The organism is Aquimarina sp. I32.4 (assembly GCF_002924285.1).
Classification (GTDB): Bacteria; Bacteroidota; Bacteroidia; order Flavobacteriales; family Flavobacteriaceae; genus Aquimarina.
The window spans coordinates 1-19,864 of the sequence record NZ_PGUB01000007.1; the positions used below are offsets into that span (position 1 = coordinate 1).

A 19,864-nucleotide genomic window follows, 5' to 3' on the forward strand; every position below is an offset into this window, starting at 1 on the left:
AGAAAGTATGAGTAATGAACTTATAAAATCTATAGTAAGTAATCATCACTACTTAGACGCATTTATGCGAAGTTAATATCCGTAAATTGTATAATATTACAGATGCAATGGTTAATGAGTATTTGGAACATCATGGCAGACCAGATGATGGTAATGCAACGAATTTTATAATTGAGAAATGACCATGGGGTGACTTTTAGTCACCAGCCCGAACCTATGGACTTAAAGTCCATAGTGGTTCAGTTTGGTTAAATGTTAACACCTTTAGAATTTTTTATTTAATAATAAAATAAGTAAATATCGCGATGATTTTATTTTAATTATTTCATTTTTAGCGGTTTGTGTTTTTTTTGAAATGTTAAGGTTTTTTTTTTGAAAAGTTAGATGTACTAAATGTAAGTTAATTAGAAAATAATAAAGGCAATGCTTTATTTGCTACTCTAAATTTGTGGCTATAAATTATTAAGAAATATAGATGGTTTCTTGCTAGTATTTAAAATATCTGATTAAACAGGTGTTAGAATTTAATTCCCTTATTGTCTAGATCAATATTTTCAATACTTTATCTGTTAATTAAAATTTGATTAGCAAGAGAATATACTATGTTTTTTATAAAACTTAACTCTTAAAACACAAATACAATGAAAACTAGAATTTTTAAACACAAAACGATTTTGTTATCTGGAATAATGTTGGTCGTTATTTTATTTGCTTCTTGTGAGAAAAATAAGCTTGAAACAGAAGTTTTTGAACAACAAGAGACTATTCAGAAAAGGAATAGAGATATTTATTTTGGAGAACCCTCTAATACTCTAAAAAGACAAGATTTTGTAGGGTTTGCGGGGGTTTTTGAAGTTAGAGATATAAAAGTGTTTCTTAATAACAATGTTCCCCAAGAATGGATGGTGCCAACTCAAAATGCAATTAATCAATGGAATTCTTCTAGTCCAGGAATAAGTATGAGTAGAACGACCAACAGAGGAGAGGCAGATATTGTAATCTCTGGAGAAGCTGAGGTTGGATTTGATTTTTCTCCTGCAGGTGCAGATTTTCCTCAAGCAGCAGGTGGTGCAGTAGGAGCATTTGTGACAATCAATTTGAATTATGACCCTGTTACATATGGTCATGGTCCATTAAATTATGGGAAAAGATTTTTGGTAATGACTCATGAGTTGGGACATAATGTAGGTTTTCAACATAGTGATCAAGGGCAAGTCTCTTTTATGAGAAATAACTTTTTACCAGGAGATGATAACTGGGCAGGGATGACTCAACAAGATAGGAATGCAATTACAGCCCAATTTCCAGATATTGTAGTTAGATAATTTTTGATGTAAATTATATACTATAAAGGCTTTACTAATAATCATTAGTAAAGCCTTTATTTTTATTGATAATGCTGTTTTAAATAATTTTTCAGTTGATACTTAAAGAAGTAAATAGTTGAAAAATCTTGTGAGAGAACAAAGGGTATTTCTTTTGATTTTGAAATAAAGAACAATATTTTTGCAGAGAAATTATAACATTTTTCATTATAAGAAACGCTTGTTTTATCAAGCAATTATTGTCAGACTATTTTATAAAAAATAAAGAAATGATTCCTACCCCGAATATTCAACAAGAAATAGAACCATTACGTATCGAGCTTCTTAATCATAAAGTATATAAGTCAATTACCACATTAGATGATTTACAAAAATTTTTAGAGTACCATGTTTTTGCAGTATGGGATTTTATGTCTCTTTTAAAAGCATTGCAAATAGAACTTACTTGTGTATCATTACCATGGGTTCCTAAGGGAAATCCATCAACTCGTAAACTTATAAATGAGATTGTATTAGATGAAGAAACAGATCAAGATCAGGATGGTAATCCTGCAAGTCATTATGAACTGTACTTAGAAGCGATGCAAGAGTGTCAGTCTGATACTACAAGAATAGAGCAGTTTGTTGAGTTATTACATCAGGGGATTGGTGTAGAAAGTGCCTTGAATCAGATTGATATTCCTGAATCTGTAAAGGAGTTTGTACTTTTTACTTTTTCTGTGATAGATACCAAAGAGCCTCATAAAATTGCAGCTGCTTTTACATTTGGTAGAGAAGATCTGATACCAGAAATGTTTACTGTATTGGTCAAGGATTTAAATGATAAACTACCAGATTCTTTAGATAAACTAGTGTATTACCTTAATAGGCATATCGAACTAGATGCAGATGTACATGGCCCGTTGGCTATGAGAATGATTGATGAGTTGTGTGGAGATGATATTGATAAATGGAATGATTGTGTTGAGATAAGTAAAAAATCACTTGAAAAAAGAATAGTTTTATGGGATGGTATTTTACAATCAATTAAAAATGCTGAAGTACATATGGTATAATTGTTATTTTTTGATTTAATATAGCGTAGTAGTGAGTTAATGAGGGGTAGGGGATAGTGTTTTGGAATACGGAATAGTAAAATAAAAGGTTGATCCCTTTCCTTTTTTACTCTCTAGCCAAATTTTGCCATCTAACATTTCTACATATGCCTTGGCAATAGATAATCCAATGCCTGCTCCTTCTAATGCATATCGATCTTCTAAATCGGCCTGTACAAACCGTTCAAAAATCGCTTTTTGCCGATTCTCGGCAATACCCGTACCAGTGTCTTTTACATAAAACTGTAAAAGATCTCTTTCTTTTTTGTACCCAAATTCTATATGTCCTTTTTCTGTATATTTTATAGCGTTTTGAATTAGTTTTGTTAGGATAACATTAAATTTTTCTTCGTCAGTATAAATAATTGTGTCATCCACCAATATACCGTTGGATAATGATAACGTAGTTTCTTTTTTTACAGCTTTAGGAGTAAATTTGTTCAATAAATACTCTGTTTGTTCATTAATATTTACTTTGTCTATAGAAACAGTTACTTGATCAGCTGATATTCTAGAGATATCAACAATATCTCTAATAATGTTAAGCATACGAGCCCCACTTTCTTTTATTAAATCTAGATATAATTGTTGTTCATCACCTGTGAGTTTAGGTTCGTTTAAAAGTTCAGCTAGACCAAGTATTCCATTCATAGGAGTTCGTATTTCATGACTCATATTTGCTAGAAAAGCAGATTTTAGGCGGTCACTTTCCTCGGCTTTCTCTTTCAATCGATTTAATTCTAGTTCATATAATTTGATCTCGGTGATATCAGTAATCGTACCTACATATCCTATTATCTGCTTTTTTTCGTTATGCTCAGGGATAGCTCTGCCTAATACCCAAGTAATGGTTCCATCAGGTTTTACAAACCTATATTCTACGTCAGCAATGTTTCTTTTATCAGGTGTAGTATACCATCCTTTTTTTAAACCTTCTCTATCTTCGGTATGTACAGCACTAAAAAAACCATCATTCAAAGCATTTTCTTGCGATAACCCAGAAATCGAACACCATTTTGGGTTTACGAATATGGTTTTACCTTTTGCATTTGTCATAAAAATACCTACAGGTACTAGGTTGGTAAGTGTATGATATCTATTTTCTGTGAGTTGTACAGCTTTTTCTGCAACTTCAAATTTTTGTTTGTATGTTAGAGAATGGAATACATCTTTAAATGTTAGGTAATTTGTCTTGTATACATCTTTTTCAAAATATTTTAAATAAATAGTAAAAAAAATACTGTAAAAAACAGCCATAAAGTTCTTTGATACCAATCCAGAATATAAGATTTTTTGGATATCGTCAAAAAACCTGAATGATCCTAGTGTAAAGAAGAAAGCATCAAAACTAAGGACTAATATCATGGTAAGTAATATTCTAAAAAACAAATTAGGAATGTATTTTGAGATATATTCAAACAGAAAAATTATTAATATGGAGTCTAAGTATAAAATGCCTGTTCCTACAAATAAAACAGATACATTGGTATAAAAGAATTCTGTAGAGATATCAAAAGGATTATAACTATATACTTCTTCGATGTTTATTTTAAAAACAAGTAAAAGAAGGCATAGTACAAGATTGGCTATAATTAAAGCATAGATTAATTTTCTGGTCGTAATTGCATCTTCTTTTATATACATTAATAATATAGCAAACAGTGTAGCACTAAACAATACAGATGAACCAGGAGAAACAACAATGTTTTCAGATATTTCAAAGTAGAGCGTACTAGCCATAAAAACCTGTATAAACTGAAACAATCCTAATGTGGTAAATAATACACCTAAACCTACAATGGTACGTAAACGAAAGAGTAGTAATATTAAAAAGGCTACAACAAACCCTTGAAATAAAAAAATCGAAATTTGATAAAATAGTTGTGTGTCCATAGCTATTATACTACATTATATATAAGGTATTCAGGCTGTTTATAGGTTTTAGTATATAGTGTTTTGTTTTATTAAGCTCCTTAAAGCTACAAACATTTGTTAAATTTTACTTACGTAAAACCGTAAAAATAATTGATGTTTAGTTTTTTTATTAAATGATTTTAATAAAAAAATAACTCTGAATAAGTGCTTGGATATTACTACAATTTACTTTTTTAATTGCTAAAAGTCAAAAAGAGAGAGGAATAAAGAAAAAAGAAGAGGGAGGGTAGCTATTTTTAAACAACAAAAAAACCTGCCGAAGCGACAGGTTTTGTACATTCGTAATTAAATAGGATATTATTAAAGTACTTTAACATTTACCGCGTTTAATCCTTTTTTTCCTTCTTGTAAATCAAATTCTACTGCGTCTCCTTCTCTGATTTCATCGATCAATCCAGAGATGTGTACAAAATGTTCTTTGTTAGAATCTTCTTCAGTAATAAAACCAAAACCTTTGGTGTCGTTGAAGAATTTTACTGTTCCTTTATTCATTTCTTATATTTAAATTAGTTAATAAAACCAAAGATAACGCCAAATATCTAAATGATCATCATCTGTGTGTTTTTTACTTCAATATTTTAAACAAAAAAAAATAATGTTTATTGCTATTGAGGATATAAAAATAATTTTTAGGAATCTTTGAAGAATTGATTATACTGGGTGATTTATGTAAAATACTAGCGGTAGTGTGCTTGTATTTCTTCTACAAATTTAAATTCTCTAACTCTAGTTTGTAGTCATATTGCAAATCTTCATGTAAAACAGTAATTTTCTTTTTGATCAAAATAATCTCTCGGTTATATAGGTTTAAGAGTGTGTTATTGTGATTTATAGACGGAGCAAGGTTTTTTAGTTTTTTACAAAAATAAAGCAAGACTTCTATTTCAGTCTCTTTATTTTTTGAATAGCGAATATATTTTTTGAGTGTTCGTAAAATTTTTCTTACAGTTTTCTTTATATAATAATATGAAGCAGTATTAATGGTTAGAAATAATTCATCTATTTCATTTTTTATATTGATGATATATGTTTCTTCATGGGTAGCATCAAATAGTAGATACGAGAGTAATTCTTTGTTTTCTTTTTTGAATTGCGATAGGCGAAGACAAAGATCGATAAGCTGTTGATGAGAATAGTCTGCCAATTCTGTTTTAATTTCTTTTGCTGTAGCAGTTTTCATCTGTGAAGTAGGATTGCTTTTATGTACATGATTAATACGTGCAATTTAGCTAAAAGTATCAACTCAGAGAGAGTGATATAAGATATATGTTTTTTTACTTAAAAAGAAGTATTATAGCGTTAGGTACGAAATAGTAATAACCATAGCATAATGATTTTTTTAACTAGCTGTAATTCAGTGATTAGTTTTATTTAGATGATTTTATGATAACAAAGTTATTAACATTATTGATTAATTTTTGAATTTTTTCACTTTAAATTGTGAATTAATTGTGTATTTCATCGGTTTTTAACATGGTTTCAACCAATTATCAACATTTAATAAACACTTTTCTTGCCTTTTTGTTGATAACGTGTTATCTTAGTGTAGATTAACACAAAAAAACACACAATCATGGATCATTTTTATTTTGTTTTAGGGCTTAATTTTAAGAATCTATTAAACTTTTTAAGAGAACTACCTCAAGCTTCAAGTTATGCACTTCGTAAGTAAGAGAGATATAACAAATTTTGGGCATTTGTTTTTTAAATCTATTATAGGGGGAATTATTTTCTGGTAATTCCTCTTGTAATTTTAAAAGAATGTGTAAACCCCGAAGCTTATCTTGAAATATTTTTTTCACAAGTATATTTCAAGTACTTACTTCGAGGGTAAGTTGCATATTTTATATGTATTGTGCTTATTGATTTCTTAAACGTTCGATTATTTTTAGAGCAACATGTTTTGAGGATAGATAATTTTGTCCTGTTATAAGATTTCCTTCTACTTCTACATGCATAGAGTTTCTGGAAGAAAATCTAAATGTGCCACCTCGCTTTTCAATTGTTTCTTGAATTTTAAAAGGAAATTGCTTGAAATAATCAGCATCTTGTTTCTCAAAAGAATCAGGATATCCACTAATAGTATTTCCATTTACAAGATATTTTCCATCTTTTGTTTTCAAATTCACAATTCCTGCTGTTCCGTGACATACAGAAGATATAATGCCCCCATATTTTTCAAAAATAGTCATAGATAACTTTTGAATTTCTTTGTTTTCTGGTACTCCATACATCGCACTTCCTCCTCCTATATAATGAACTGCTTTATAATTTTGAGGGTCTATATCAGAAGGTTTTTTTGTATGCTTTAATGCGTACATAAAATCAGTAGTATAGATATACTTTTTATGCAAAGAATCAGAAGTGTTAATATAAGCAAGAGGAATACTACCTCCATCTGGGCTTACAAAATCTACTGTATAACCTTCGTTTGTAAAGGTGTCAAAAGCATTAACTATTTCTGAAAAACTATTTCCTGTAGCAATATCAGAACTACCATGATAATGTGCATTGGATACAATAAACAGAATACGATCCCCTGATTGATTGCTTTTTTTGCTGCTTGCAGTTTTACTTATAACTTTCCAATTATTTTTAATTTTTTTGAGTAAAAACATATCCATAAATTCTATTCCTTTACTAGGAAGGATAATCTCTACTTTGGCCACTGCAATATCATTATAATGGTCGATAGATACAATGTTCCCTATGCGGCCATTAAATTGATTTGGAGTACCTTTTTTGAACCAATTTGCGTATTCTGATACTGGTACGATCCATACATCTTTTTCTTTATGGCTCAGATACAAGTTTGCTTCATTATAAAATGCCTTTTTTATAATTTCTGGTTGATCATAAGAAGTACCATCGATATAATTTTGTAATGTTTCACGTAGTAAATTGTCTTCTGTTTGTGAAAATAAAATGTTGCTGAATAAAATGAGTATGATTGCCAATAGATACGATTGCATATGTATTTGTTTTTTGATGAATATAAAATTTCGGCAATAGTATAATACATGTCTTTTAATTCTATTCAAGAATTATATATTATGCTTATCCGTATGTTTCCCTATTACTTGGTATCTTTAAAGTATGAAATTAATTGAGTTTTTTAAGCATTATCCAGACGAGGAAAGCTGTAAGATAGCATTTAAATCGTATCGTTTACAAGAAGGTGTAACGTGTAAAAAATGCGGTAGTACTTCCCATTACTGGAAAAAGAACAGAGAGCAATGGGAATGTAAGAGCTGTAAGCATCGTACTACTTTGAAGAGTGGAACGGTAATGCAGAGCAGTAAATTGCCCTACCAATACTGGTTTATAGCCATGCACTTAATAACAAGTACAAAGAAATCATTTTCTGCTAAAGAAATTCAACGTCAAATAGGTCATAAACGTTATGAGCCTATCTGGTCAATGGTTCATAAATTACGAAGTGTTATGGGGCTTAGAGACGAACAATACGAATTAGGAGAGGAAATAGAATTAGATGAAGGTTTTTTTGAAACTGTCTCTATAACAAGGGATAAAACAGAACCATTAAAACGAGGACGAGGAAGTCAGCGTCAATCAACGGTGTTGGTTGCAGCAGAATCAAGAGTAGAAGAACAAAATTATAATCCTAAAAAACATAGAACTAAAAAACGTGTAGGATATTTAAAGATGACGGTTATTGAATCATTAAAAAAAGAAGATTTAGCTGTGGTGGTAAAGGAAAAGGTAAAAAAGAATACTAAAATTGTTTCAGACAAATCAAACAGTTATAATAATTTGAAAGAGGATTATAATTTGGATTCTAAAGTGGTTCCAAAAAAAGAAATTAACACAATATTACCATGGGTGCATACAGCAATAAGCAATGCTAAGAGATTGCTACTTGATGTACATCATAGAATAGATGATGATTTTCTTCAAAACTATCTAAATGAATACTGCTTTAAGTTTAATCGAAGGTATTTTGATAATATTTTCGATAGACTGATGGTCGCAGCTGTATCTAATAGATGGAATTATCTTGGGGAAGAAAACGGATAAGCATATAATATTTATACCATTACTCAAAAAGTAAATGATCTGAATAATCAGGTACAAAAACTCAAAAACGAAATCAATAAATTAAATAATCATAACAAAGAAGAAAGAGGAGAAATTAGACTAAAATTAGACGCTCCTATTACTTCTAAACTTAATCTAAAAATACAATATAATGTTACCAATGCTGGATGGTTTCCTATTTATGATATTAAATCAAAAAATATAAAAAGCCCTCTTACCATTACCTACAAAGCAAATTTATATCAACAAACAGGAACCGATTGGCAAAATGTAGCTATCACTTTATCTACTGGAGACCCTAATATCAATAACCTAAAGCCAGATTTAAATCCTAAGTATCTAAACTTTACACATCATAGATATAAAAATAATTATCGAACACAAAATCAAGGGTATAAATACAATCCGATGATAAAAAGAGTTACTGGTGTTATTACAGACTCACAAGGGCAACCTCTTCCTGGTGCTACTATTATTGAAAAAGGAACCAGTAACGGGACTCAGACAGACTTTGATGGTAAGTATAGTATAGTGATTCAAAAAGGTAAAGAACTTTCTTTTTCTTACATAGGATTTACTAACACAACGGCTCCTATACACTCATCAATGATCAATATTCAATTAGAAGAAGACGAAACACAATTAGACGAAGTAGTGATTACAGCACGTGGATCTTCTTTAAATGGACGTATTAATGATTTGTTTGCAAAAAAAGAGGCAAAAAAAGAGTATAATCAAGTTGTAGAGACTAAAGAGCAAGGGATTATAAATACTCAATTTAAAATTAAGAAAAAATATACCATCAATTCCAATTCCGACATTACTGTAATTCAAATTGACAACTTTGATATGAAAGCTGATTACCAGTATTATGTAACTCCAGAAGTTAATGAAAATGTATTCCTTACAGCAAAACTAGGAAGTTGGGAGCAATTTAATTTATTAGCAGGAGAAGCTAACATCTATTTTGAAGGCAGTTTTGCGGGAAAAACAAATATTGATCCACTAGCTACTACAGATAGTATTACTGTCTCACTGGGTATTGATCCAAATATTATAGTTAAAAGAGAACAGCTCACTAATTTCAAAAACACTTCTTTTACAGGTAGTAATAGAATTATAAATAGCGGGTATAAAATTGAAATTAAAAATAATAAACAGCATAAAATTCGTATTGCTATAGAGGATCGTATTCCTATCTCTCAAAACAAAGAAATCAAGTTAGATAATATAGATACAGGAAACTCCTTGTATAATAACAAGACAGGAATGATGATCTGGAAACTGGATATTGCACCAAACCAAAAAGAAGAAAAGAAATTTTCTTATCAGGTAAAATATCCAAAAAACCGTTACATCAATCTCTAACGTTGAAATGTGAACCGAAAACCATCTTTAAATTGCTCATCAATGCTAAATTCATTAGCTGTAATCTCAAAATTACCCAGATTTCTATCATTGATGAGTAATTCTTGGTTTCCTTGAACCTCTATAATAGAATAAGAATATATTCCTGTAGGTAAAAGGTCTCCTGTAGAAGAACTTGTCATATCATTATTGGTGATTTCTACCTTTTTATTAGATTCATCAAAGACCCATACAATAACTCCTTTTTCAAAATCCTCATTTACACCAATAAATCCTCCTGTAACATTAGATAAATTCCATGTTCCTTGTAATCCTGATGAATCGGGATTAGGATCAACAACAGTATCATCATCATCACTACAACCCATTACTACTAGTAAGAATATCAAACCAACTAAATATTTCATCTTATATATATTTATAATTCTCTATACTCTATAGATGAAGTACATATAGCATTCGTTGCGTGTATTAAATGTTAAATATTAAAAATAGATCTATACTTTCACACTAGTTTAAAAGATTTAATGCAATATCCTCTATCTCATCAAGAAGTGCTTTAAGGTCTTCTTTTTGAGTCAACGGATTCATAATTGTAGTTCGTAAATAGCGATCCTCTTCTATCGTCGTCTGAACAATATAAAATTTACCAGATGCCACTAGTTGCTTTCTAATAGCATTATTAAGAGGGTTTATATTCTTAGAGTCTGTTTTTATATATCTAAAATTAATAATATTAGCTTCAGGTGCATGTGCTAACTCAAAAGAAGGTCGTTCTTTGATCATTTCAGCAAAAACAGAGGCTTGATCATAAAGGCTGTCAATATTTTTTCCAAATACTTCTTCTCCGTAGGCTTTTAGAATGGTATATATCTTTATAGACATCATAAGTTTAGTGCATTCAAACGTTCGTTTTCCAGAGTTATACCATTCTCTGGTATGCTGTGAATCCCATAGATATTGCGCTTTTTGCGCAAAAGTTTGATACGCGTTTTCTTCTTTCTTAAAAATCAATGCTGTATTCAATGCTGGTGTCATCAGCATTTTATGAAAATCTATAACTACAGAATCTGCCTTTTCTATTCCTTTTGCCAGGTGCTGGTATTTTTTAGAAAATACTACGCCACCACCATGAGCTCCATCTATATGAAACCATATGTTATGTTGGTTTGCAAAATCAGCAAGTGTTTCTAAGTCATCATATGATCCTGTTGCTGTAGAACATGCACAACCCACAAGTGCTATAACACAAAACCCTTCTGATATTGCTTTATCATAATAATGATCTAGAAGTCTTGTATTCATCTTATAATTACTATCTACAGGGATTTTGATAATACCATCACTCCCCAACCCTATAATTCTAGCTGCTCTATCAATACAATAATGTGCTTCTTCAGAAACCAATACTGCTAATTTTTCTTTATGTCCATTTTGCCACACACTAGAAGGTGCAATCGCCCTACGAGCTGCTAATAGCGCTGTAAGATTTGCCAATGTACCTCCAGATGTAAGAAAACCAGAACTTGGCATATCGAATCCAATTTTTCTTGCCAAAAGATCAGTTACAATCTTCTCTATCGCATTAGAAGCCATTCCCATTTCATACACTCCTGTACCATTACTTAACATATCCGACATCATTCCTGCCAATGAAGAGATTAATGCAGGCACGGCAACCTGATGACCAATATATCTAGGGTGATGTACCTGAATAGAATGATCTAATATATTTTTGAAGACATCTAATATACCCGAATCAGAAGAAAAATCATCTTGCCAATACGTCAATTCTTCTTCTGGATCTTTGTAAGCCAGTACAAGATGTTCTTTATCATTTTGTACTTTCTCTAAATGATCTGCTAATAAATCTATAACCTGATGCCCTATCTTCCTAAAATCTGTAGGGTCATACGCTTTTTCTAATACATCTATTTTGGGTATGGTATTTTCTTGCATCCTAATCTAATAATTAAATGAGTATTCATTGATATAATCTATCAAATCAATAGTTATATAGATATCAAAATTAGCTATCTCTATTTATAATAAAAAATACTTAATTTTGATTAATTAATGCTAAAAAATGATTAATGAACATTCAACAGCTTAAAAGTGCAATCGTATTATCAGAGAAGTTAAACTTTAGTAGAGCTGCAGAAGAGCTTAATATTGTACAACCTGCTCTAAGTAGGCAAATAAGGCAATTAGAAGAGAAAATTGGAGCAATACTTTTCAAAAGAGATAAGCGCAATGTCGAACTTACCTCAGCAGGTGTTTATTTTATTAAGGAAACAAAAAAGTTAATCACACAACTGGAAAAAATAAAAAAACAAACTGCAAATATTTATAATGGGCAAGCGGGTGAAATCACTATCGGATTTACCCATTCTATAATGCAAACAATCCTCCCTAAAATATTAAAAACTATTAATCATCAAATTCCAGGCATAAAAACAATTCTGAAAGAGATGAACAATAGAGATCAATACCTAGCATTGCAACAAGATGAGCTAGATATTGGTTTTGCAACAAACCCTATGGTTCCGTTGAATTTAAAGAGTAAAGTTTTATATATTGATAATTTTGTCATATTACTACCACAAGATCATAGTATTACAAAAGATAATTATAGAGACGTTTCTGTATTTGCCAACGAAGAGTTTATATTTCCATCAATGGCGGATGGTCCTAATTATGTACGCATTCTAGAAACCATATGCATTGATGCTGGCTTTATACCAAAGGTTATTCATGAAACAGATTCTGCAAGTACAAGCTTCAGGCTTGTAGAAGCAGGATTAGGTATTTCTTTTGAGCCTGCTTCCTCTTTACGAGGTCATAAATTCCCTATAAAAACTATAGAATTAAACAATATCAAACAAAAAGCAGAGCTTACTATGCTATGGAACCCTAAAAGAGAATCAGAAAATTCCAGATTATTTGAATTACTTAAAAATTGGAAATCAGATTGATCTTATAAAAAAACTACCCTTTATAGTCATCATCCCAATCTTTTACATTAGGTTTTCCTAATTTACCAACTGATTTTGCTACAATCATAGATACAGTAGCATCTCCTGTAACATTTACAGTTGTACGTAACATATCTAATGGTCTATCTATTGCAAAAATTAATGCCAACCCAATAGGTAATTTATCTGATGGAAAACCAATTGCCTCTAGCACAATAACCAACATCACCATTCCTGCACCAGGAACCGCTGCTGATCCTATAGATGCTAATAAAGCGGTTAATACTATAGTTATTTGGTTGCTAAAAGTTAATCCTTCTGGCCAAAGAACCTGCATAATAAATACAGAAGCTACTGCTTGATACAAGCTAGTTCCGTCCATATTGATAGTTGCTCCAACTGGTAGCACAAAACTAGACACTTCTTTATCAACGCCTATATGCTCCTCTACTCGCTCCATCGTAACGGGTAGTGTCGCTGCACTAGAACTGGTAGAAAATGCTAATAATTGAGCGGGACTAATTTGTTTTAAAAACCAAAATGGAGATTTCTTTGTAATTACAGCAACAAGAACGCAATAAAACACAATCATCAACAACAATCCAAATATTACTACTCCTCCATACTTTAATAATGCTAATAAAATATCGGGATCATCAGAAGTTACCACAACATTAGCTAATAATGCAAAAACAGCAAAGGGTGCGGTAAGCATAATTAAATCGACCATCTTTAATACTACATCATTAAGGCTATCAAAGAATTTCTTAAGAGGCTCTGACTGTGAAGGTTTCACAAGTAACATACTAATTCCTAAAAATATAGCAAAAAATATTACTTGTAACATCATTTTATTATCACTCATTGCTTTAAAAGCATTTTGAGGTATCATATCTACAATAAACTGTAGTGGTCCACTTTCTTTTTGTCTGCTTGCTTCAGCAATACGCTCTGATATTTTTGCATTACCAGCATATTCTTTAGTTAGTTTCTCTATTGTTTCAGGAGTGATACCTTCTCCTGGTTTAAAAGCATTAACCAATAACAAGCCTATAGTTATTGCGATTACAGTTGTCAAAATATAAATGATAATGGTTCTTCCTCCTATCTTCTTAAACTTTGAAATATCTTTTAAATCAGAAATTCCTTTGATCAAAGAAGCCAAAATAAGGGGTACGGCAATCAGTTTTAATAGATTTACGAAGATGGTACCAAAAGGAGCAATCCAATCTCCTGTAATTCCTTTGCCCCATGAAAATGTTGTCATAATAAATCCAAATACTATACCTAGTATCATTCCGATCATTATTTGCCAATGGAGTGCTAATTTTTTCATAAGGAATTGTTTATATTTTTAACAAAACAGCGTCGAAGATATAAATTAAAAATAAAAAAACGGCAACCTTATTAAGATTACCGCAATTATTAACTTTTATCTTTGTGAATTATTTTTTAATCGTTCTATTCATCAACCAATAATCTACCAATACTAAAGCTGCCATAGCTTCTACTATGGGTACAGCCCTAGGCACAACACAAGGGTCATGTCTTCCTTTTCCCTGCATAGTTACTATATTCCCATCTTTATCAATAGTTTCTTGATCTTGCATAATCGTAGCAACAGGTTTAAACGCTACATTAAAATAGATATCCATACCATTAGAGATGCCCCCTTGTATCCCGCCAGAAAGATTGGTTTTTGTAGTACCATCGGTATTAAATAAATCATTATGTTGACTACCTTTTAATACAGCACCCTCAAAACCACTTCCGTATTCAAATCCTTTTACAGCATTAATTGATAACATCGCTTTACCTAATTCTGCGTGTAACTTATCAAAAGCAGGTTCACCCAAACCTACGGGTGCCCCAGAAATCACACAACTTACGATTCCGCCAACAGTATCTCCTTCTTTTCTTATCTGTTTGATGTATGCTTCCATTTTATCAGCAACCTCTTTATCTGGACAGCGTACTATATTACTTTCTGTTAATGACAGATCAAGTTCACTATATTTTTTATCTAATTTGATAGCACCTACACCACTTACATAAGCATTGAATTTTATATCTGATAATACTTGTTTTGCAATGGCTCCTGCAACTACTCTACTTGCAGTTTCTCTAGCAGAAGAACGACCTCCTCCTCTATAATCCCTAACACCATACTTTTGATCATATGTATAATCTGCATGTGAAGGTCTGTATGAATCTTTGATATGTGAGTAATCTTTAGATTTCTGGTTTGCATTTTTTATTGCAAAACCAATTGGAGTGCCTGTAGTTACTCCTTCAAAAATGCCTGAGTAAAACTCTACTGTATCTGGTTCTTTACGTTGTGTTACAATAGCTGATTGCCCAGGTTTACGACGGTTTAGTTCTTCCTGAATTGCGTCAAAATCTAATTTTACGCCCGAAGGGCATCCATCAATAATCCCTCCAATTGCAACACCATGTGATTCTCCAAAAGTAGTTACCTTAAATAGGTTACCAAATGTATTTCCTGCCATACATACAATTTTTAACAAATGTAATTTTTAATCTTCAAAAACAAAGTAGTAATATGATATAAAAAATGATATTTTAACCCAAATTATACATTAAAACTTTATTAATAAGCTATAAAATGTGATAAACATAACAAAATGATATAGTTTGAAGGAATCTCTAGATACCAAAAATCATTTATAGTTAATTAATATGCTATATCAAATTAGTAAAGACTACATAACAATATACTTACATCTTCTTAATACACGATTCATAATAGGTATGTTACTTTGTATAACCATTGTACTTTGTATGAAAAAACGTACTGTAGAGCTTGTTGTAATTTCAGATATCCATTTAGGCACTTATGGATGTCACGCCAAAGAGCTTCTTAATTACTTGAATAGTATAAAACCACAAACCCTTATTCTTAATGGAGACATTATAGATATATGGCAATTTAGGAAACGATATTTTCCAAAATCGCATCTCAAAATCATCAAGAAGATTATTTCTTTTGCTTCAAAAGGAACCGAAGTTATATATATTACTGGTAATCACGATGAGATGTTACGTAAATTCAGTGATACTCAAATAGGTGATTTTAAACTAGTAGACAAATTAGTACTAGAACTGGATGGCAAAAAGGCTTGGTTTTTTCATGGTGATGTTTTTGATACTTCTATTCAAAACGCAAAATGGTTAGCAAAACTTGGAGGATGGGGATATGATATGCTTATTCTTCTTAATCAGGGTATTAATTGGTGTTTGACACATATAGGAAAGGAAAAATTTTCTCTTTCTAAAAAAATAAAAAATAGTGTAAAAAAAGCAGTTAAATACATTAATGATTTTGAAGATGTAGCTGCAGAATTAGCGGTTAAAAACAACTATCAATATGTAATCTGTGGTCATATCCACCAACCACAAATACGAAGATATAAAGATAAAAATGGTTCTTGTTTATACCTTAATTCAGGCGATTGGATCGAGAATCTAACTTCATTAGAATATAATTCTGGTGATTGGAAGCTTATTTATTATGAAAAAGAAGCTTTGGAAGCTTATCAAGATGCTATTGAAGAACCTGAGAGCATCAAAACAAATCTTGAGGCAATACATGCTTCTTTTTTGGTAGATCAAATAACTAATACCGCTATCAAGAAGCTTTAGTTTTTGTAGATAATCCATTTTTTAAAATACTCACAGGATGTAATGCTTGCCTGCTTGTACCATCATGTATTTGATGTCTACAACTTGTTCCTACAGCTGCAATGATTGTTTCTTCCGGTGTTTTTCTTACTGCTGGAAACAATGTTTGCTCCCCTATTTGCATACTAATATTATAATGTTCCTTTTCATATCCAAATGACCCAGCCATACCACAGCATCCAGATGGGATAATGGTTATTTTAAAGTTTTTGGGTAAATTCAAAATAGAAAAAGTATCTCTTATATTAGACAATGCTTTTTGATGGCAATGCCCATGTAATTTAATGCTTTTGGGCTCTGTAGTAAACTGATCAGAAGTTATATTTCCTTTTTCAATTTCAGCATATAAAAACTCATCAATCAACATCGTATGTGTTGCTATAGATTTTGATGCTTTAGAGTCATTAGCCAACCTCAAATATTCATCTCTAAAAGTGAGAATAGCAGAAGGCTCTAACCCAACAAGAGGAGTCTTTTCAGTTATAATCTCCTTAAAGACATCAATATTATAATTAGCCATCTTTTTGGCTTGCTGTAACATTCCTTTTGAAATAAAAGTTCGTCCGCTTTCTTTATGGTTTGCTATTTTCACCTCATAATTTAATCCTACAAGTAACTCAATAGCATCAATACCTATTTCTGCATCTAGATGATTTGTAAATTCATCGATAAAAAAGTAGATCGTTTTTATTGGGTTTTCTGGTTGTAGTCTATCTATATTTTGATTGTACCATTTACGTAATGATTGCTTACTCAATAACGGTAAATCTCGTTTTGGAGCAATCCCCATTGTTGATTTTAAAATACTGGAAGTAAATCTATTCTTGAAGAAAAAATTCATAAGCCCTGGCACAATCCTTCCTAAATCATTTAACTTATTAGAATTTGCAAACAATTTTGTGCGTAATGACGTACCATTTTCTTTTTGATACTGATATTCAAATTCTGCTTTTAATGTAGCAACATCTACATTTGATGGGCACTCCCCAGAACATCCTTTACAACTTAAACAAAGGTCAAAAACCTCTTTTAATTCTTTTGCATCAAATTTGTTTCTTTTATCATTATTAGTCAAAAATTCACGCAATGCATTGGCTCTACCTCTAGTGGTATCTTTTTCATTCTTTGTAGCTCTATAGCTAGGGCACATGGTTCCTCCTGAGGCTACAGATTTTCTACAATCACCACTACCGTTACATTTTTCTGCCGCTCTTAAGATTCCAAGTGAATCTGTAAAATCAAAAAGCGTCTCGATCTCGGGCTCTTTTCTATCTATTTCATAACGCAACTTTTGATCCATAGGGTAAGCATTTACAATCTTACCTGGGTTAAATATTACATTGGGATCAAAAATATGTTTAATCCCTTCTATTATTTTATAATTTTCTTCACCTATCATATATGCTATGTATGGTGCTCTTACAATACCATCACCATGTTCCCCACTCATAGACCCTTTATATTTTTTTACTAGAGAAGCAACGCCATCTGTAATTTTTTTAAAGAGGACAACATCTTCTTGTTTTTTTAGATCAAGAATAGGTCTAAGGTGAATCTCTCCTGCACCTGCATGTGCATAATAAACCGCTTGCTGATCATAGGACTCCATAAGGTCTGTAAATTCTGATATGTATGCTGCCAAATCTGGTATTGCAACCGCTGTATCCTCTATACAGGCAACTGCTTTTTTATCACCTACAATATTTCCTAATAAGCCAAGACCAGCTTTTCTAAGCTCTAATGCCTGATCGATTTCTGATCCTTTCAATACTGGATTAGCATAACTTGAGGTTGCACTATCCAATGTTTTTAATAATACTTCCTGCTGCTTATTTAAGTTCTCCTGATTCTCTGCTCTAAGTTCAAGCATTAGAATCGCCTCTGGATCATCAACAATAAAGAATCTATTTTTTAATTGTTCTGTATTATTTTTTGTGCAATCTAAAATTGTTTTATCCATCATTTCACATGTAAACAATGCATGTTGCATAATAGGTGCTACCGCTTTCATACAATCATCAATAGTTGTAAAATGGGCAGCAATCATTAATGCTTCTTTTGGTGGCAAGTTGTCTAACTGTAAAGTTATTTCTGTAGTAAATGCTAATGTACCTTCACTACCAGAGAGTAATTTACACATATCAAAATGCTTAGTACTATCAGAAAACACATCAGAGTCAATTAATTCATCAATTGCATACCCAGTGTTACGACGATGAATCTCTGGTTTAGGAAAATTAGTAATAATCTGCTCCTGAACTTTTTTTGAAGAAAGTTCTTCAAAAATATGTTGATATATTTTCCCTTCAAAAGTTTCTAATGTCCTTTTCTTATGAAATTCATTTATTGATATTTCTGAAAAAGAAACCTCACTTCCATCAGATAAAACAGTTTGCATTGCTACCACTTTATCTCTGGTAACCCCATATTGTATTGATGTAGTACCACTACTATTGTTTCCTACCATTCCCCCAATCATACATCGATTAGAGGTAGATGTATTTGGCCCAAAAAACAATCCATATGGTTTCAAAAATCGATTAAGATCATCCCGTATCACACCTGGTTGAACTGTAACTATTTTTTGTTCTTGGTCTACATGCACTATTTTGGTAAAATATTTGGAGACATCTACTACAATTCCTTCCCCCACACATTGTCCTGCTAGTGAAGTTCCAGCTGTTCTAGGAATCAAACCTATGTGATGTTGCGTTGCAAATGCAATGATTTTTTTTAAATCATTAATAGATTTTGGAAATGCAACAGCAATAGGAACTCTACGATACACAGAGGCATCTGTGGCATATAAAGATATGGTAAGTGTATCAAATAAAAGTTCCCCTTCTAATTGATCTTGTAAAGATGTCAATATATTTTTATTGATCATATGTATTTTTCTTTCCTAAAGAATTAAGAGATACTGGTCTTCTAAAATTGGTATCAAAACAAATAAAACTATCTGTACCTGCCACTCCATCAATCTGATGTACCTGCTCGTACAGAATTTTTCTTAAATGATGATTGTCATGAGCAAAAATAAGAATGAAAATGGCATAATACCCAGAAACATAATTACATTCTAATATTTCAGGAATTTTTTTTAAACCTACTACTACCTCTTCTGCATACCTAGCTTCTCTCAGGCGAATTCCAACAAAAGACTTTGTCTTAAAACCAATTTGTTGTTCATCTACTACAAATTCAGCTTTTTTGATGACTCCATTCTGTTTTAATTTTTTAATTCTTTGATGCACCAAAGAATTCGAGATTTTTAAATTCTCTGCTATTTGAGAAAAAGGTTTTCTAGCATCTTCTCGGATCTGTAATAAGATTTGTTGGTCTATATAATCAAAATGATTCATACTTATAAAAAAATTAAAATGTCAAAGTCAATATGGTAATAAAA

General features: G+C 31.3%; 16 protein-coding genes. 6 read left to right on the top strand and 10 right to left on the bottom strand.

The genetic code is table 11. From position 1 onward, the window contains the following. Positions 1-641: 641 nt before the first annotated feature. Both CVD18_RS02475 and CVD18_RS02480 read left to right on the top strand, forming a co-directional pair. The gene (locus tag CVD18_RS02475) at positions 642-1,325 is read left to right on the top strand and encodes a M57 family metalloprotease (RefSeq protein ID WP_103863864.1); all 684 of its coding nucleotides are present in this window, start codon (positions 642-644) and stop codon (positions 1,323-1,325) included. Positions 1,326-1,594: 269 nt separating this feature from the next. After that, entirely contained in the window at positions 1,595-2,380 is a 786-nt protein-coding gene (locus tag CVD18_RS02480) for a DUF3050 domain-containing protein (RefSeq protein WP_103863927.1), read from the top strand. Positions 2,381-2,416: 36 nt separating this feature from the next. Here CVD18_RS02480 and CVD18_RS02485 read toward each other — a convergent pair whose 3' ends face one another. The 4 genes from CVD18_RS02485 to CVD18_RS02500 form a co-directional block, all read right to left on the bottom strand. Then, positions 2,417-4,312, bottom strand: a complete 1,896-nt coding sequence (locus CVD18_RS02485; protein ID WP_103863865.1) for a PAS domain-containing sensor histidine kinase — start codon at positions 4,310-4,312, stop codon at positions 2,417-2,419. A 342-nt stretch (positions 4,313-4,654) separates the two neighbouring features. Then, the gene (locus tag CVD18_RS02490; RefSeq protein WP_103863866.1) at positions 4,655-4,846 is read right to left on the bottom strand and encodes a cold-shock protein; all 192 of its coding nucleotides are present in this window, start codon (positions 4,844-4,846) and stop codon (positions 4,655-4,657) included. Between the two features lie 211 nt (positions 4,847-5,057). Further along, entirely contained in the window at positions 5,058-5,534 is a 477-nt protein-coding gene (locus CVD18_RS02495; protein WP_103863867.1) for a hypothetical protein, read from the bottom strand. A 679-nt stretch (positions 5,535-6,213) separates the two neighbouring features. Then, entirely contained in the window at positions 6,214-7,326 is a 1,113-nt protein-coding gene (locus CVD18_RS02500) for a nuclear transport factor 2 family protein (RefSeq protein WP_103863868.1), read from the bottom strand. 124 nt (positions 7,327-7,450) lie between these two features. Between CVD18_RS02500 and CVD18_RS02505 the strand changes: the two genes are divergently transcribed. Together CVD18_RS02505 and CVD18_RS02510 are read left to right on the top strand one after the other, a co-directional pair. Next, positions 7,451-8,392, top strand: coding sequence for an IS1595 family transposase (locus tag CVD18_RS02505; protein WP_103863869.1), 942 nt, complete (start codon positions 7,451-7,453; stop codon positions 8,390-8,392). 162 nt (positions 8,393-8,554) lie between these two features. Continuing rightward, positions 8,555-9,781, top strand: coding sequence for a DUF4139 domain-containing protein (locus CVD18_RS02510; RefSeq protein ID WP_255409409.1), 1,227 nt, complete (start codon positions 8,555-8,557; stop codon positions 9,779-9,781). Here CVD18_RS02510 and CVD18_RS02515 read toward each other — a convergent pair. Continuing rightward, complete coding sequence (locus CVD18_RS02515; RefSeq protein ID WP_146052686.1) at positions 9,778-10,188, bottom strand: hypothetical protein; 411 nt, start codon at positions 10,186-10,188, stop codon at positions 9,778-9,780. The genes CVD18_RS02510 and CVD18_RS02515 overlap by 4 nt on opposite strands. 103 nt (positions 10,189-10,291) lie before the next feature. Beyond that, the gene (locus tag CVD18_RS02520; protein ID WP_103863872.1) at positions 10,292-11,740 is read right to left on the bottom strand and encodes an aminotransferase class I/II-fold pyridoxal phosphate-dependent enzyme; all 1,449 of its coding nucleotides are present in this window, start codon (positions 11,738-11,740) and stop codon (positions 10,292-10,294) included. Between the two features lie 134 nt (positions 11,741-11,874). On the opposite strand from CVD18_RS02520, the gene CVD18_RS02525 reads away from it, so the two are divergent. Continuing rightward, positions 11,875-12,756 (top strand): LysR family transcriptional regulator, encoded by an 882-nt coding sequence (locus CVD18_RS02525; protein WP_103863873.1) that lies wholly within the window; start codon positions 11,875-11,877, stop codon positions 12,754-12,756. A 13-nt stretch (positions 12,757-12,769) separates the two neighbouring features. Here the strand turns inward: CVD18_RS02525 and CVD18_RS02530 are convergent, their stop codons facing one another. After that, positions 12,770-14,092 carry a dicarboxylate/amino acid:cation symporter gene (locus CVD18_RS02530; RefSeq protein ID WP_103863874.1) on the bottom strand — a complete coding sequence of 441 codons (1,323 nt, stop codon included), beginning with the start codon at positions 14,090-14,092 and terminating at the stop codon, positions 12,770-12,772. A gap of 109 nt (positions 14,093-14,201) precedes the next feature. Then, entirely contained in the window at positions 14,202-15,266 is a 1,065-nt protein-coding gene (gene aroC / locus CVD18_RS02535; RefSeq protein WP_103863875.1) for a chorismate synthase, read from the bottom strand. A gap of 292 nt (positions 15,267-15,558) precedes the next feature. On the opposite strand from aroC, the gene CVD18_RS02540 reads away from it, so the two are divergent. After that, the gene (locus CVD18_RS02540; protein WP_103863876.1) at positions 15,559-16,419 is read left to right on the top strand and encodes a UDP-2,3-diacylglucosamine diphosphatase; all 861 of its coding nucleotides are present in this window, start codon (positions 15,559-15,561) and stop codon (positions 16,417-16,419) included. Here the strand turns inward: CVD18_RS02540 and CVD18_RS02545 are convergent. Together CVD18_RS02545 and CVD18_RS02550 are read right to left on the bottom strand one after the other, a co-directional pair. Then, positions 16,406-19,345 (bottom strand): FAD-binding and (Fe-S)-binding domain-containing protein, encoded by a 2,940-nt coding sequence (locus tag CVD18_RS02545; RefSeq protein ID WP_103863877.1) that lies wholly within the window; start codon positions 19,343-19,345, stop codon positions 16,406-16,408. The two genes, CVD18_RS02540 and CVD18_RS02545, sit on opposite strands and share 14 nt — an antisense overlap. After that, the gene (locus CVD18_RS02550; protein ID WP_103863878.1) at positions 19,335-19,820 is read right to left on the bottom strand and encodes an Lrp/AsnC family transcriptional regulator; all 486 of its coding nucleotides are present in this window, start codon (positions 19,818-19,820) and stop codon (positions 19,335-19,337) included. Before CVD18_RS02550 ends, CVD18_RS02545 begins: the two co-directional genes overlap by 11 nt. Between the last annotated feature and the right edge of the window lie 44 nt (positions 19,821-19,864).